The organism is Candidatus Nitrosopumilus sp. bin_7KS, assembly GCF_054095835.1.
This window is the reverse complement of the sequence record NZ_JBSWSO010000006.1, coordinates 296,773-312,221: the sequence shown is the minus strand read 5'-3', so window position 1 is coordinate 312,221 and position 15,449 is coordinate 296,773. Positions and strand designations below refer to the sequence as shown.

General features: G+C 32.4%; 17 protein-coding genes. 10 read left to right on the top strand and 7 right to left on the bottom strand.

The window, feature by feature from the left end; translation table 11 throughout:
* The first annotated feature begins 1 nt into the window (after position 1).
* A complete protein-coding gene (locus ACW9W4_RS08170; protein WP_457761973.1) occupies positions 2 to 556 on the top strand; it encodes a DNA-3-methyladenine glycosylase I in 555 nt (184 codons plus the stop codon).
* An 8-nt stretch (positions 557 to 564) separates the two neighbouring features.
* On the opposite strand, the gene ACW9W4_RS08165 is transcribed toward ACW9W4_RS08170, so the two are convergent.
* Positions 565 to 873 carry a hypothetical protein gene (locus tag ACW9W4_RS08165; protein WP_457761972.1) on the bottom strand — a complete coding sequence of 103 codons (309 nt, stop codon included), beginning with the start codon at positions 871 to 873 and terminating at the stop codon, positions 565 to 567.
* A 100-nt stretch (positions 874 to 973) separates the two neighbouring features.
* Between ACW9W4_RS08165 and ACW9W4_RS08160 the strand changes: the two genes are divergently transcribed.
* The 6 genes from ACW9W4_RS08160 (at position 974) to ACW9W4_RS08135 (ending at position 6,178) form a co-directional block, all read left to right on the top strand.
* Complete coding sequence (locus tag ACW9W4_RS08160; protein WP_457761971.1) at positions 974 to 2,245, top strand: NRAMP family divalent metal transporter; 1,272 nt, start codon at positions 974 to 976, stop codon at positions 2,243 to 2,245.
* 55 nt (positions 2,246 to 2,300) lie between these two features.
* Positions 2,301 to 2,540 carry a hypothetical protein gene (locus ACW9W4_RS08155; protein WP_457761970.1) on the top strand — a complete coding sequence of 80 codons (240 nt, stop codon included), beginning with the start codon at positions 2,301 to 2,303 and terminating at the stop codon, positions 2,538 to 2,540.
* A gap of 386 nt (positions 2,541 to 2,926) precedes the next feature.
* Positions 2,927 to 3,418 (top strand): DUF192 domain-containing protein, encoded by a 492-nt coding sequence (locus tag ACW9W4_RS08150; protein WP_457761969.1) that lies wholly within the window; start codon positions 2,927 to 2,929, stop codon positions 3,416 to 3,418.
* Between the two features lie 41 nt (positions 3,419 to 3,459).
* On the top strand, positions 3,460 to 4,086 hold the full coding sequence (locus ACW9W4_RS08145; protein WP_457761968.1) for a hypothetical protein: 627 nt from the start codon (positions 3,460 to 3,462) through the stop codon (positions 4,084 to 4,086).
* A gap of 40 nt (positions 4,087 to 4,126) precedes the next feature.
* Positions 4,127 to 4,888: a sulfite exporter TauE/SafE family protein gene (locus ACW9W4_RS08140; protein ID WP_457761967.1), complete on the top strand. Its 762-nt coding sequence runs from the start codon at positions 4,127 to 4,129 to the stop codon at positions 4,886 to 4,888.
* A gap of 147 nt (positions 4,889 to 5,035) precedes the next feature.
* Entirely contained in the window at positions 5,036 to 6,178 is a 1,143-nt protein-coding gene (locus ACW9W4_RS08135; RefSeq protein WP_457761966.1) for a tyrosine-type recombinase/integrase, read from the top strand.
* 237 nt (positions 6,179 to 6,415) lie between these two features.
* Here ACW9W4_RS08135 and ACW9W4_RS08130 read toward each other — a convergent pair whose 3' ends face one another.
* Positions 6,416 to 7,477, bottom strand: a complete 1,062-nt coding sequence (locus ACW9W4_RS08130) for a DUF4062 domain-containing protein (RefSeq protein WP_457761965.1) — start codon at positions 7,475 to 7,477, stop codon at positions 6,416 to 6,418.
* Between the two features lie 61 nt (positions 7,478 to 7,538).
* On the opposite strand from ACW9W4_RS08130, the gene ACW9W4_RS08125 reads away from it, so the two are divergent.
* Positions 7,539 to 7,793 (top strand): hypothetical protein, encoded by a 255-nt coding sequence (locus tag ACW9W4_RS08125; protein WP_457761964.1) that lies wholly within the window; start codon positions 7,539 to 7,541, stop codon positions 7,791 to 7,793.
* Here the strand turns inward: ACW9W4_RS08125 and ACW9W4_RS08120 are convergent.
* The 5 genes from ACW9W4_RS08120 to ACW9W4_RS08100 all read right to left on the bottom strand — a co-directional run bounded on the left by ACW9W4_RS08120 (position 7,790) and on the right by ACW9W4_RS08100 (position 14,361).
* The gene (locus tag ACW9W4_RS08120) at positions 7,790 to 8,425 is read right to left on the bottom strand and encodes a hypothetical protein (RefSeq protein ID WP_457761963.1); all 636 of its coding nucleotides are present in this window, start codon (positions 8,423 to 8,425) and stop codon (positions 7,790 to 7,792) included. The genes ACW9W4_RS08125 and ACW9W4_RS08120 overlap by 4 nt on opposite strands.
* Positions 8,426 to 9,521: 1,096 nt before the next feature.
* Complete coding sequence (locus ACW9W4_RS08115; protein WP_457761962.1) at positions 9,522 to 10,055, bottom strand: hypothetical protein; 534 nt, start codon at positions 10,053 to 10,055, stop codon at positions 9,522 to 9,524.
* 834 nt (positions 10,056 to 10,889) lie between these two features.
* Positions 10,890 to 11,285, bottom strand: coding sequence for a hypothetical protein (locus tag ACW9W4_RS08110; protein ID WP_457761961.1), 396 nt, complete (start codon positions 11,283 to 11,285; stop codon positions 10,890 to 10,892).
* Positions 11,286 to 11,435: 150 nt separating this feature from the next.
* The gene (locus ACW9W4_RS08105) at positions 11,436 to 13,349 is read right to left on the bottom strand and encodes a hypothetical protein (RefSeq protein ID WP_457761960.1); all 1,914 of its coding nucleotides are present in this window, start codon (positions 13,347 to 13,349) and stop codon (positions 11,436 to 11,438) included.
* Between the two features lie 316 nt (positions 13,350 to 13,665).
* Positions 13,666 to 14,361 carry a hypothetical protein gene (locus tag ACW9W4_RS08100; protein WP_457761959.1) on the bottom strand — a complete coding sequence of 232 codons (696 nt, stop codon included), beginning with the start codon at positions 14,359 to 14,361 and terminating at the stop codon, positions 13,666 to 13,668.
* Positions 14,362 to 14,736: 375 nt separating this feature from the next.
* On the opposite strand from ACW9W4_RS08100, the gene ACW9W4_RS08095 reads away from it, so the two are divergent.
* Both ACW9W4_RS08095 and ACW9W4_RS08090 read left to right on the top strand, forming a co-directional pair.
* Positions 14,737 to 14,991 (top strand): winged helix-turn-helix domain-containing protein, encoded by a 255-nt coding sequence (locus tag ACW9W4_RS08095; RefSeq protein WP_457761958.1) that lies wholly within the window; start codon positions 14,737 to 14,739, stop codon positions 14,989 to 14,991.
* Positions 14,984 to 15,448 carry a hypothetical protein gene (locus ACW9W4_RS08090; protein WP_457761957.1) on the top strand — a complete coding sequence of 155 codons (465 nt, stop codon included), beginning with the start codon at positions 14,984 to 14,986 and terminating at the stop codon, positions 15,446 to 15,448. The genes ACW9W4_RS08095 and ACW9W4_RS08090 overlap by 8 nt, the downstream gene beginning before the upstream one ends.
* Position 15,449: the final 1 nt, after the last annotated feature.

Below are 15,449 nucleotides of genomic sequence, written 5' to 3'. Positions count from 1 at the left end.
TATGAAAAAGCGATGTGAGTGGGCAAAAGATGAACCTAACACCACATATCATGATAAAGAATGGGGAACACCTCAACATGATGATAAAATATTATTTGAATTTCTAATTTTGGAGGGGGCACAAGCTGGTCTGTCCTGGACTACCATTCTTAACAGAAGGGATGGCTATAGGAGGGCATTTTCTAACTTTGATGCTAAAAAAGTCTCAAAATATACTGAAAAAAAAGTAGAAAACCTACTCCGGGATGAATCTATTATTCGAAATAAACTAAAAATTAATTCTGCAATAAACAATGCAAAATCCTTCTTAAAAATTCAGGATGAATTTGGAACTTTTGACAAATACCTGTGGGGATTTGTAAACCACAAACCAATCAAAAATAAATTCAAAAAACACTCTGATTTGCCTGCAACTAGTGATATTTCAGAAAAATTAAGTAAAGATCTTAAAAAACGGGGTTTTAATTTTGTAGGCCCTACAATTTGTTATGCCTTGATGCAGGCAGTAGGGATGGTAAATGATCATACCTCTAATTGCTATCTGTATCAAAAATAATATGATGATTATTGTTCTGCTTGAAACTTTTTGAGTGTGTCACTGTATAGGTTCATTGGAACTATTTTGACTGTACTCAAAGATGAAATTCCTACATCGATGCATAGTTTTTCAATGTCATGCGCATGTTCTGCATCAATTACTATAATCCATTCATGCTCCAAAACTGACATGTAAAATTCTACAATTTTATTAATTTGATATTTTTTCATTTCACGGTCCATGTTTTCTTTGAGTTTCATGAATATTTTTTTACTATTTTCGTTGTTTATTGGACATGATTCTGGACTGTGTACTGCAAAGACTCCAAATAGCATAATGACACTAAAATGAAATTACTATTAAACTTAATCTTGAATTAATAATTTGTATGAATTTTAGGTTATATTCTCCATTTTTTAATTATCTTTGATACATGTGAACTCTAAATTCTCTAGCTTTTCAAAGACTGCAGGACCTGGAATTTTATTTGCATGTACTGCCATAGGCGTATCTCATCTTGTCCAGTCAACTAGGGCAGGAGCTGACTATGGATTGTTTATTGTGGGGTTTGTCATCTTAGTAACTATACTAAAATATCCTTTTTTTGAATTTGGTTCTCGTTATGCAAATTCTACACAGACAAGTATCATTGATGGTTACAAAAAACTTGGCAAACCTGCACTGTGGTTGTATTTTCTATTAACGATTAGTTCAATGTTTTTTGTTACCGGTGCAGTGGGATTTGTCACTGCGGGATTTTTTGAAAATCTTTTTGGAATTGATTTTCTTGGAGAGTGGACAATAATTATTTTGTTTGCAGTATGTGTAACAGTTTTAGCTATTGGAAAATTCAATGCACTTGATAGTTTAATCAAAATTATTGCAATTGTTTTAGTTGTATCTACAGTTGCTGCATTCTTACTTACCTTGTATAATGGTCCGCTAGTACCTATTGCAGGATTTGAGCCAAAAGATCTTTGGGATATTTCTGGAATCTTTTTCTTACTTGCATTAATGGGTTGGATGCCAACTGCAGTTGATCTATCAAGCTGGAATAGCTTGTGGACATTGGAGAGAATGAAACAAACAAAATACAAGCCTAGTTTGAAGGAGACTCTCTTTGAATTTCGATTAGCCTATCTGATAACTGGAATTCTAGCAATAATGTTTGTTACATTAGGTTCGTTTATTTTCTATGGTTCTGGTGAAGAACTTCCAAACAGTAATTCCCTTTTTGCACATGAAATAGTTACATTATACACACAGACAATTGGAGAATGGAGTTACATCCTCATTGCAGCTTCGGCATTCACTGTAATGTTTGGAACTATAATTGCAGTCTTTGATGGATATTCTAGATCATTACAAAGAACAGTTGAATTGATTTTTACCAAAAATGAAGAGAAAATTCGCACAAAATTTCGTACTCTATACTTGTTTTTCTTGATTCTAATTTCTGGCGGCTCACTTGTTGTGATATTTCAATTCGGAAACAATCTCAAGGAATTAGTTGATTTTGCAACTGTCTTGTCATTTGTAATTGCACCTGTAATTGCAATTTTTAATTTTAGATTAGTTACTGGTAAATTTCTTGATAAAGAACATCAACCGTCAATTTGGTTAAAAATTCTAAGTGTTTCAGGAATTGTTTTTCTAATTGGATTTGCAGTTATATTTGCGGTATTGAAATTTGGTCTTGATATCTAAATTCAAAATAATGATATTCCAATACTCTTAAGTCTCTAATTCATAAAGAAACTCTATGACTGATGACAAAAAAATGAAAATTGTATGTAAATGGTGCACTGTTTCCCAAACTTGTCATGTTGTTAGCCAAGAAATTACAGATCATCATGGCGCCTATGGAATAGATAGTGTCATGATGGCTAAAATCAAAATCCACAAGCATTTCAAAGGAAAAAATTATTGTAAAGGGGCAGATAGAACAATTGAAGTGCCTCTAAATGAGGTGCAAAAATACAATGAAAAAAACAAAGACTAGATTCTATATTCCAAAGTTCATAATTCCTAAATTGTAGTTATCCTTTCATGAGGGATTTAGTAGGCTATATCGAATGATTAATCTTGAAAATTCTTAATATATCTAGTTCAACTCCTATAATCATGAAATATTGCCATGATTGTCTAACTCCAATTAACAGTCATTCAAAAGAAGAATACTGTGTTATTTGTAAAAGAGATAAAGCGATTAAAGAAAGCACTATAGCTTAGATTGTTTCATTCCCCATTTCATCTTAGCAGGAAAAAACCATGTTACCTTGAAATGATCATATTTTCTAAAATCTCTTGCATTGTCTGAATATCTTGATGCTTTCTTGCAGTCTAGGCAGTCTAACACATTTTAAATGGATTTTGCCAAGTTAATTTATGACTACTCGTGCTCAAGCGTTAATTCCAATAACAATTGCTGCAGTCATTATTGGAGTAATAGGAATGTTGACACTTCCAAGTGATAGTAAGTTAGAATCAGTTGAATTCCCACGTGGCACTATTTTAGTTGATGACATTCCACTTGAAGTACAAATTGCAGATTCAGAACCTCGAAGAGTTCGTGGATTAATGTTTCAAGAACAATTACCTTATGATCAGGGAATGATTTTCGTATTTGCAGATCCTGGTTTGTATTCTTTATGGATGCTTAACATGCAATTTCCATTAGATATGATTTGGTTTGATCAAGATGGAAATGTCGTACATATTGAAAAAGATGTCCCTCCATGTAAGACCGTAGTTGAAATTACCAGTTGTCAAAGCGTTGTTCCAGATGGTGAGGCAACATATGTACTAGAGGTAACTTCTGGATTTGTTGATCAAAATAATATTACACTAGATTCAAAATTAACCATAATTTCTATTTAAAATTGCAAAGCCTTATCTTTGAATAAATAATTTGTAATTCAATGAACAAGCCATTATTGATCATAATGGGGGTTGTGATTATTGTTTTAGGTGCTGTAATTATTTTATATTCTACTCCTGAAATAGAATCAAAACCTGTTTACGATACAGGATTTACATATTATGATATTGAAAAAATCCAAAAAACTTTAGCTTCTCAAAATATTTTTGTATCTTCACCAACTGCAATAACTGATCATACAATTAGTCAATACTGTACATTCTTTGATAAAGGACTGCCAAGAACTGTAGAATACTGTACTACTACTGCTGTAACTGATATCCATGGGAACACTTTGGGAAATATCAACATTGGAGGTGACACTAGTTCTCCCGTCTTGGCAATAGCTAACCTTGAAACCCAAACTTTGGAATCAAATCAAGATGATGTTTTAGCAGTAATTGAGGCTATGATTGAAACCCTTGTTTGTGACTGTTGGGAGGATGAGAAGGCAGATGATGATGTTGAATCCATTTCTGCGTGGGTTGATCTTGTTCACAAATTTTACTATGATTCCAGTGAACGTGGAATCAAATCACAAATTGATGATTTGAGAACTTCTGAAATAACTTTGGAAATCACCCCTAAGGAGAATTCTGTTTTGCAGACATTGATCATTCTAAAGTAGTCTAATTATATACTGCAAATTTCTTTGATTGACGATTACAATGATTGATCAATTATGGTTAATTCCTTTAGGCTTTGCAGCTGGACTATTGGGTTCTATGATTGGTCTAGGTGGTGGAATTATTGTTGTACCTGTCTTGACATTTTTGGGATTCCCGCCTACTGTTGCGGCAAGCAATAGTCTGTTTGCTGCATTAAGTAATGCTACGGCATCTACAATTTCATATTCAAAACAAAAACGAATTGAATATTCATTGGGAATTAAATTGGGACTACTTTCAATTCCTGGAACTGTTTTAGGTGCAATAATATCAACTGATGTTACACCAGATATTTTTAAAATCTTGTTTGGATTTGTATTGATTGCATCTGCTGCTTACATATTTTTAAGAAAAAAAATTGAAACCAAAGAGAAAACAATCTCAAAACAAATGATTGTATTTGCAATTGGTGCAAGTTTTTTTGCAGGAATAATCTCTTCATTTTTTGGAATTGGGGGTGGAATAATCTTTGTTCCCTTAATGGTTGTGGGAATGGGGATGGCGATGAAAAAAGCTGCACCTACTTCTCAGATGATTCTCTTGTTTGCATCTTTGTCTGGAGTGATAGTTCATAGTTTCTTGGGACATCCGGATTTTATTCAAGCAGGATTTTTGGCAATTGGTTCATTCATTGGAGGATTAGTTGGTGCAAGATTATCTATTGATATCAAAGAGAGATATTTGCAAATTCTTGTATCTGTTGTAATCTTAATTGCAGCTGCAAAATTGTTCTTTGATTCTATATCTGTGAATTTATTTTAGAATTTTAGGCTCAATATCCTACTTTATGTTTTTATACAAATTTTGTAATGTATGTTGTTCATTAGGTCTTATGACCTAAGGGCGGGAGAGACTAGTCGGCTCTCCTGTATTTTACTCACTAAAATAGCCCCTTGCCGTGCCTATGTCATGGAATTAAACATCACTGATCCAGATTTGTCATCGCATCAGAATTTTTTAGATTATATCAGAAGTGACAAAACTAGAATAAAATATTCCAGTGACTTGCAAAAGTTTCTAGATTTAATTCCTGATAAAATATTTCAAGAAAAAAATATTGATCATACAGACAAGACTGAAGCATTTGTAACTCTGGTTAGAGATGATGTAAAACTTGGTAAATCAATAATCAATGCATACGTTAGGGAATTGAAAAAGAAAGTTGATGATAATGAAATTTCTCCTGCTAGAGTTTTGAATTTAATTAAACCCATCAAAGCATTGTTTGCAGCAAATGATATTGATTTTTCATGGAAGATGATTGGAAAATCCATTCCAAAACCTGGCAAGTCAAAAGACATGGCATACTCTAGAGAACAATTACAAATGTTAATGGCAAATGCAACTAACTTGGCAGACAAAGTTATGATTTCATTGTGTTCATCAGCTGGATTTAGGATTGAAGCATGGGATTATTTTACGTGGGAAGATGTTGTATTTTTTTACAATGATGATAATTCATTGAAAGGTGGTGCATTGCGAGTCTATCATGGTGATGATGAAGAGTATTGGACACATTTTACCCCCGAAGCTGGCAAGTATCTGTTACTATACAAAGAATCTTGGAAATCTAGATTCATGAGATATCCTAAAGATTCTGATCCTCTTGTAGTATCTGTTAGAATGCATCATCCAAGAAGAATTGGAAAGAGGGGTATGGAATCTAGAATGAATGAATTGGCAAAAAAGTGTGGGTTGAGACCTCCACTAGAACCAGGACAAAAACGTCACAAGGTAATGCTTGATCATGGATTAAGAAAATACTTTAACACAATGATGAGGCGTGCCAAAGTCAATTACTTGGATAAAGAGGACATGATGGGGCATAAAGTAGGCTTGGAATCTCACTATGAACGATATCAAGAAGATGATTTTGAGCGATTCTCTGAATATCAAAAGGCGATTCCATTGTTGACTATATCTGATGATGAACGGATGCGCGTTGAAAATGAGAAACTAAAATCAGAAAAAACAGAACTTGAACAAATTAAAGAAGACAATGAAAAAATTTTGAATTGGATTGCAAGACAAGAAAACAAAAATGAAGATTAAAAATTCTGTTTAAATCTAAATAAATTCTCTGAAGACTAGTTGCATTAGTTAAATATTCTGATGTTTCTAAGAGATCTTTTAGGTCTAACAAAGACATTTTTCAGGGTTTTTACAATAACAAAGAATACGTTTACCGTCTTTATTATTTACAAATTAAACGATATTCAAAAGTTTTCCACTAAATTAATCATAAATTGATCAAAAACTCTTTTTAAATCTAGAAAATGTTGATTAAAATCATGCAGGACCATGTTCAATTTCTCTATGAATTGCACATACTCTATTCATTGTACTTTCACCAAAAGGAGTGAGCTTCCAATAATTTGATGAATCATTCAAACTACGTTTTTTGAAATTAGGGATGATCATTCCCAAAGCATGAAGCTGAACTATTACTTCTTTTATTGCTGCATCGGATGTACCATGCCTATGAATTGACCATTGTTTTTCTCTATAATCTACTTTTTCATTTTCATATATTGTTGCATGTTCAAAGAAAAGTGCATGTGCCATCTCCTCTTCTTTTCCTTCAGGAATCAATCTAGGCAAAACAGATTTTAAAATCTGATTCCAAGTAACATCGTTAGTATATGCAATTGATTGCTTTATGCTCTCACTAGAATAATAATTTCTTCCAACAAACATATCGACAGTGAATTGTAAAGAATATACATCATCACCTTGTGCTAACGTTTCAATGCCTACGGGACCTTTGGTTTCAAAAGAGGCAATATCAATTTCAAGTTCATCAATTCGTTTTCTCAGTTCAAGATTTTCTTTTGACATTTCAGGATCAGAAATATCATTGGCACGAACCCATCCAATAGCAGGTGTAGACTTCATTAATTTTATCATACTTCTGCTTACGACAGAACCTAATTCATCAGGAGTAGCCCAAAATTTACACATCTTTTTCTGAACATGTTCTCTAAATTTTGTTAACTTTTCTTTTTTAACAGAATCTGATTCAGATTTTCCTACAGGTATGGATTTAAGATCTTTATGAAGAAAAGCAATTACAGGTTTTTTTACAGATTCAGCATATTGATATTCCATTTCCGTAAAACTGATACCTTCAGGCCCCAAACTTCCATAACGCCCACCAAGAATAACGATATAATAATCACATTCATCAATTACCTTTTTAATCAATGTCCATTGATCTTCATTTGCTGCTGGAAATAATTCCATTCCGGAAGGCATACAGTCTAATTCCAATAATGCTTGCATTACTTCTTGACGTTCTTTCTGAAGATCTTCATAAGTAGAACTGACAAATACCTGATATCGTTTATCCAATAAAATTAATGAAAATATGATCTTAATAAAGATCAAATACCCCGTTCACTCTTAATTTATTATGGGAAAATTCTGGCAAAACAATGCGACAAATCAAGAAAACAATAGAGAATTCAAGAAGCAATCAACGAAATTACAACAAAGTTTAGCAGAATTAGAGTGTGAAGAAGCAATCATTGAGGATAAGAAAGAGTTTGGCAGGGCAAAAAAGAGCATGATGAATGTTTTGCGAGCAAAGTATAGTGATGATGTGACAAATAGGGCGTTAAGTAGAGTAAATGAAAGATTACCGATGAATTTTTTTCAAAGAAATTAATCACTATGTGGTAATGCTACCTTTGTTTTTAACACTTCATTCCTAAGCGAAGAATTGTATTCAGAAATAGAAAATAAGGGTTCGAACAAACCTATTGCTTTAGCGGATTTGTCGATATCTTCTTTAGACATTTTAATTTCAAATTCTTTAATGAATTCCTCAATTTTGTGTTTTCTTTCACTGGAATCCGCAGTTATTCTACATAATCCTATACCTTTAGTAATCATTGAGTCTAATTGGTTAGCCATTTTCAACAGTTTAGAATTCTTTTTAAAATATAACAGAATTATGTCAATAATTTCATTGGAAGTTTTAAGACTGTCTTTATGACACTGAATAATAATTTTTGATTGTTCAGATATGTTTTCACAATAGACTATTTCACTAAATTTAGAATATGCCCATGTATCTCGTTCAGAAAGTTTTTCAGCAAATTCTTTTTTTATTTCTAATTCAAATCTGTAATCTTCTCGTTCTCTATCAATTCTTTTCTGAGATGATTCTCGTTCATGTTCTATTTCCATTAATTTTTCTTTATGAACTGAATTAAACCACGGAATTAATCCTGCAGAAATTCCTCCTCCAATAATCAATAATCCTAAAGGATAAAGAAAATTTTCTGCAAAACTCATAAAATCATATCATATCATACCTTGGTTTATGTTTTTTGTAAATTACTAAACAATTTGAAACTGGATTCTTATGATACGGTTGAATCTCAACGATACGCCATCCTTCAGGATCCACATAGAATTCACCTTCCGTTTCAGGGGGAGAAGTCCATCCAAACAGACCATAGTGAAAAACAAGCCTCAATTTGGCATTGCATAGTGGACATTCGTTAAGATTCATCTCTTTTCAATTTACTATGTCATTAATTCTCTCAATAAGTTAATTCTCTCATGGGGAATTACGATATTGATTAAATACTCTATTTGAGTTCAAATCTATTGAAATTTATCATGATTCGTCCACATGTGGACGAATTTTCAAATTTTTTGTCTATTAGTAATTGATGGATATCTACTTCAAATACCTCCCTTTGAATTTCTTTTTTTGGATTAGATATCTATCATTTTACGTTATTGGCGGGGTTGTGGGTGTTTGGTGACTTGTAATTTTAGATGCAGTGATGACAATCCCAAAATTATTGAGGTTGAATTTGATACGGGATCCTTACAAAAAGATGATGTTTGGCATCTGTGTGAACGTTGTAATCTAAAGCCTGAATTTTTAAAATTTCGACTGAATATCAAAAAATTAGAGGATTCTGAAGACAAATCTTTGGTTGAATTCTAATTCTTAGTTGTTCTTGTGTAACGCAGGGCGCAAACGATGCATTCTAACTGTTTCAATTTTATAATAAAAAAATAAAATCAATTTTTTTAATCATCATTTCATCAAAACGCACTATCTTATAGGGAATTGATGATGAATGATGATTTGATGATGCTTGCATAGAACACCTCTTAATTTTCATCACAAATCATCATTTTTTCATCATAAATCATCAAAAAGTCACCAAAATCCATGCGTAATGATGATTACTATGACTATGATGTGAAACTAAATTATTTTTTATTATTTTTGTTGATTTTTTATTATTTGAAAATTATTTTCATATTGGGGCAAGTTTAGAGGACAAATGACCTGATTACTGATTAGTTTTCATTAATTTAAGAACTGTATTTTCAAAATTCCATAAAGTCAACTATGTACAGCATTACATCATAATACCTCCCGTAACCCTTTCCTGTCTGAATTTTCGTTATAATCCCATGAAATCTGCAATTCTGATGGATTTGAAGTGTGACTAATTACCCAAAATGACGGACACTTAGATTCAGGCAATCTTTTGATTTTACCTGTGATGTCTTCCTTGTCAGATACAAAATGGATATAATTTGTTTTTTTATTTTCAGAACAAATTGTAAAATGAACTAGATATTTTTCTGATCCAATTTTGAAGCTTGAAGTTATTGTTGGTTTTATTTGTGATTTTAAAATAGGTGCACTGTCTTGGTTAACCTTATGTTTGGATAAAAAATCAGGATCAACATATAATGACAAACATTTTTCCATTATTGGATATACTGGATATCTCTTACGAAAATTATCTTCACCCATCTTAACATATTTTTCATAAATATTTGTACAACGAATCTCATCACTTTTTTTTAAAGAAACTTTTGCTGATGATTCTTGAAAAAGATGGGTTGATAAAATCATTGAAATTAAAAACACAATAATTATTTTTTTCATCTTTTTTTAGAATTAAAATACTGGTAAAAACAATAAAAGAAACATGTTCTGAGTGAGTGGCTTTGACCTAATGTTATTTGGAACATGTTTCTATTTTTTCTCATTCTTCATCGGTGCTTGCTTTTCTTTTTCTTTTTACCAATTTCATAACCTCCAAAAATCCAACATCCAACTAGTATTTCAGATGCATGTGAGTTATGTTTAATCTGAATGAAGTCAGCTGGTTTATCTCGTTATGACTTAAATCAAGAAGTTTTGTTCTTAAATCCTAAACACAAAAAATATTTCTGATGTTTATGAAAAAATCCTACAAATTATTATTTCCACCAAGCAAAGATGTGATCAAAACATGTACTAGATGTAATGCCCAATTTCAAAATAGGGCAAGTGAATTTTGTTCTTCAGAGTGTGCAATATTAGACCATGATGAATTACGAAAGTTATGATGATCCTCTTTGAAAAATAAAAAAGAGAGGATTAACAATCCTCAAAGTCATCATATGATTCCGAGTCAAAGTTATCATCGTCGAAATCATCGTCGTTGTCTTTTGCATTGTAGCCCATGACAAATGTGGGTTAAAATTCTAAAATATAAACAAGATGAACGATTTATACTAAACTTCTAGTAATTACTCAAAATGACCCCATTCTTGGTCCGGATTCTCTAATTGTTCCCATTTGTTTTGAATTATTTTAAATATGTTTTTTTTATTTTTTAATTGAAACATAGATTTCATTATATAAAATTTGTATTTAACCACGACGTAGAAATTATACTAAAAAATTACTGTATTCAAAAACAATTGGAAAAATAGATAAAAATATTATGTTCTCTTAGGATTGGTGGTAGTTTGCTTTGTTTGTAATTCCTTCTGGAAATGTTTTTCCTGCAGGTAAAACAGTGCCAGTATCTATGACTGCATTGTCTAAAACGGTGGTGTCTTTTTCTAATACAACGTCATCGCCAATTTTGACATCGTTACCAATAACTGCATGATCTCCTACAACTATTTTTTTGCCAAATATGCCATCATTACCAACAGTGACATTTTTTTCTAATATACAACCATCTTCCATGGTTACGCTATTGCCAATAACTACATGTTTTTCAATTACTACTTTGTTTCCAAAGATACAGTTATCACCTATTTTGGCGTCACCTTCAATTACAGTACTTTCTTGCATTTTCACGCCATTTCCTATGGTTGCCCTTGGATCTACATTTGTCATACGATATTCTCATTGTTTCCCTATAAGAAACAATTTGTAATTATATTGATTCTAAATTAATACAACTATGCTTGTTTTAATTATGGATTTACAAAATAATTATTCATGTATTTTTTAGGTTTTGAAACCCAGTTTCAGGCTTATCTGCATTTAACTAAATGCCAATCCTATTTTGATCATCTTTGTTGCAGTGGCGTGTGTTGCGCAAATTGGAGAGTAATCTGAATACTTGAAGAGCAACTCATGGCCATTTTTACAATAATTTTCATCTGAGATATCTCCGTTTTGGTTTACATTAATTACAATCGCTGCTACTTTCTCAATTGACTCTATGTCAGTGCCCGCAAGAATTGACGCATTGAACTTACCTGATTCTTGAGGAATCCATGATAATCCGACATTTAGTGTCTGCTCTGGGTTTAGTGTCCCGCTCATCGATTTTGCTGGCTGAATAATTTTGTTAGAGTCATTTTTTATCTCTATGATGTACACAAAGCTCTTCTCTGATTCGTCATTGTTTGTAATGTCTGCTGCCACTTGCAAGATTTGTCCTGATCTTATTTCATCAAACTCCATACCAAAAGAATTTACAATATTGATGTTGTCTATTTGAAAAGTCTCCAAATTGTTCTCTATTGTAATTTCATGCTCTATTGGTTGCTGTGTCTGCTCTGGAAGATCTACAATTGCAACTCCTTCTGTTACTTTGTAGAGATTGCTCCAGTCAACATTGATCTTTTGGTTGTTTTGATGGCCATTGACAATTGTTTGTAGTGCTCTTTTCTGGTCTGTCTCTAGTCTGTTTAATGCATTACTTTTGTTAACTAGCATTTTTTCTTGTGTTTTTTCAAACTCGTCTCTTATCTCGATAATTACTCTGGTAACTTCTTCTTTGGTTATGTCTGAATCTGATTTGTATTGATTAATCATACCTTGTATGATTTTTTCTATCTCATCCTTTTCTGACTGTATCTTCTCATCAAACTCTCTTTGTAGTGTGTCTCTTTTGAGATCGTATTCAGAATTTATTTTTTGAATTTCCTTGTTTATCTCATAAATAATATCATCAGTTTCCTTTTGCTTGTCCTTGTTAAGAATATATTCTTCAAGTGTGTGCTTTTTTGCAATGCTGTCTTGTATCATCTTTTTTGCGGTCTCTTCAGACACACATTGGTATTGTGATGATTCAAGATTGTATACTACTTGATAACTGTCATTGCATTTTGTTGCAGGATTAACTCGAGTGTTCTGTATTGTATGGCCTTCAATTACTAGTCCTGAAACTCCACTTGAAATCCATTTGTTTGCAGTGGGTTCATCAACACATGTTTTAGTTCCAGTTGTTATGCGGAATACTGTCACATCTCCATTTTCACATTTTGTATCTCTTGGAATTGATTTATCATCAGCATTTACCAAGATGTAACTTGGCTGCATTCTATAGTCTGAATACATATTTGCAAGATTTTCTTTGACTGCATCAGATTGGTGAATCTGTCCTGTAGAATTGAATACCTGCTGCACTCTATAGTCTGCAAGATTGTGATTGACATTAAATTGTGAATTTACTTCTATTAGTTCAATTCTTTGGGTAGATGCTACTTGCAGGTATGCATTTCTTGCATCCTCCATTGTTCCACCATTTGTCAAAATATGATTCATTGCAATACGGCCCTCGATTACTTTGCTTTCCATAAACTCAAACTGATCCCAGAAAACACCTTGCACATAGTCTGGTTTCTTGTTAACAAAATTCTCAAATGCATTCTTTGATGTGTATTGCTCTAATACTCTCTGCCATTCAGCAAGATCTTGCTCTAGGTTCTGCATTGAAATTTGGCGCATCTTTTCTAAATTCTCTCGTGCTTGGTTTTCCTCGTATTCTTTTTCTTCTAGTTCCTTGATCATCTTTTTTGCTTGTTCTATTTTTTTGAGAATGTCCTGTGCTATGGGATTGTTCTCAATCTCTGTAATTGATGTTTGAGCAAAGACAGGCTCTATTGTAAATATCAGTGCAAAGACTACTATCAATACAGGAATCATGTACTTTGTATTACTATTCATTGATAGTTTCATTGATTTTATAATAAAAGCCGTTGTTATCAAGTAACACGTATCATTGTTACCTGATATTTTAGAAAAAAACAAGCTGGGCGCTGCTGCTTGCATTGGTCTATGAATCAGGTAGTTCCATGTTGGGGGCAAGTTTTGTGAAATTAGTTAGATGCCTATCAATTTTCTTTATAAATAAAATTATATTTTTGCAAATTTTGTTTATTAGAGCCTTGAACTAAAACACTGTCATTTTGACTGTCTTGATTCAAGTACAAAACTATGACATTATACTATCAAGTATTTGTAAAATAAATAAAAAAAGACTCTAGAGATCTGCGCTTTTCATATTAAGTACAGTCTGTTTGAGTTCTTTTAGTTGGTCTTTGATTGACTTTGCATTATCAGAATCTCCATTTGTATATGCATCTCTAAGCTGTTGCAACAAATCTAGAAATTGAGCCCTTTCAGTGTCAACATCGGCATCACCTGTTGGCTCTGTAAATTTTTGCTGGAATTTTTCAATTTTTCTATCAATTTTATCACTCTTTATTTTTGAATGATCAATTGTTTTTGAAATTGAGGTAAAGTTTGTATCATCACCTGCATCTACAACAAAGATGTTTTTTGTCTTTGTTTGAGATTCTGCATCTCTGTCTATGCTTGTAATGGTCCATACAACATACTTGTTGTCTTCACCGTCTTTTACAATTCCAATATTTGCTTTCATTGCATCAGTAACACCGTTATTTTCAGCAACAGAAACTGCCTGACTAAGAGAAACTGTTACTTGGTCTTTTAGTTCACCAAAAGTTTCTTTTGTCATTTCTGCTGGAAATGTAATTGATCCAGTAAATCTTTCAACTAGGATAGCCTTATGTCCATGCCCTTTCATGTGGTGTTTTTCTCCACCCCATTTTGCATAATCTCCGCCTTCTGCCATTACAGTTGGTATTGTAACTGCAAACATCAAAGCAAAGACTGCTGCAAATGCAGGAATCATGTATTTTGTTTTGCTATTCATTAATAGTTTCATTGATTTTATAATAAAAGGCATTGTTAACAAGTAATACGTATCTTTGTTACCTGATCTTTAAGTTCCAAAAGAAAGTTTTGTGTATGTGGTTCAAATTTGCAAGGGGGTTTGTGAGCAGAAAAAGGCATATTCCATGCCAAATAATTTACGTTACAAATCAGGACAGAAAAGATGTGGGTTATGTGATTGTTATTTTTATACTGATGAACTTTCTTGTCCTTGTTGTACCACTAAACTTAGGACAAAACCGCGAAGTAGGCGATTATGGGAGAAATGATGATGTATTATGGAATGTATTTTTAGAGGCGACTTTAACTGGCACGTGAATATAGAGATCGAATTTACATCAGGAAGGATATTCTCTTGAAACTTTACGAATATGGTGAGATGAATCAGAGTAGATTGATGAGTGTTTGCGGATTGAATAATGTAAATCACAAGGGAATTGTGGATAATATGGTAGAACAACAGATGATTGAAAAAAAAGAAGAACACAGGGGTAAAAAGACCGTTTACAAATACTCTATTTCTGAAAAAGGAAAAAATCTGCTAGAGGATGTTTTACAAAAATATGAAAACTTGTTTCCACGAGATGAGGGAGATGAAAAAAATGTCTAATAATAAAAAGCATGAAAATATTTTTGAAATCTTAGATGGCTTGATGTTCCAATTAAGTAAAACAAAAAAGATGTTCATGATCATGATAATAACAACTCTAATTATTCCACCAATTTCTTTAATTGCAATTACCAGCATATATGATTCCCCATATCAAGACAGATTCAGAGAAGACTTTGACACACGCTTGCAATCAAAACTAGACAATGGTGAAATCACTGAAGAAGAATATAATTTGATAAAGGAGAAATTCTCAAAAAGAATTAAACCAAATCCTTTACTACGACCACATCAGCTAGTGATTTTTGTAATTTCCATTATATGGTTGGGAATAGGACTAAGACAATGGTTTGCCATTTCAAAATGGGATAAACGATACAAACAATTCATGGAATATCAAAAAGAGATTGATAAGAAATTTGAAAATGACTCAGATGATGAAAAGGAAAGCAATTAGG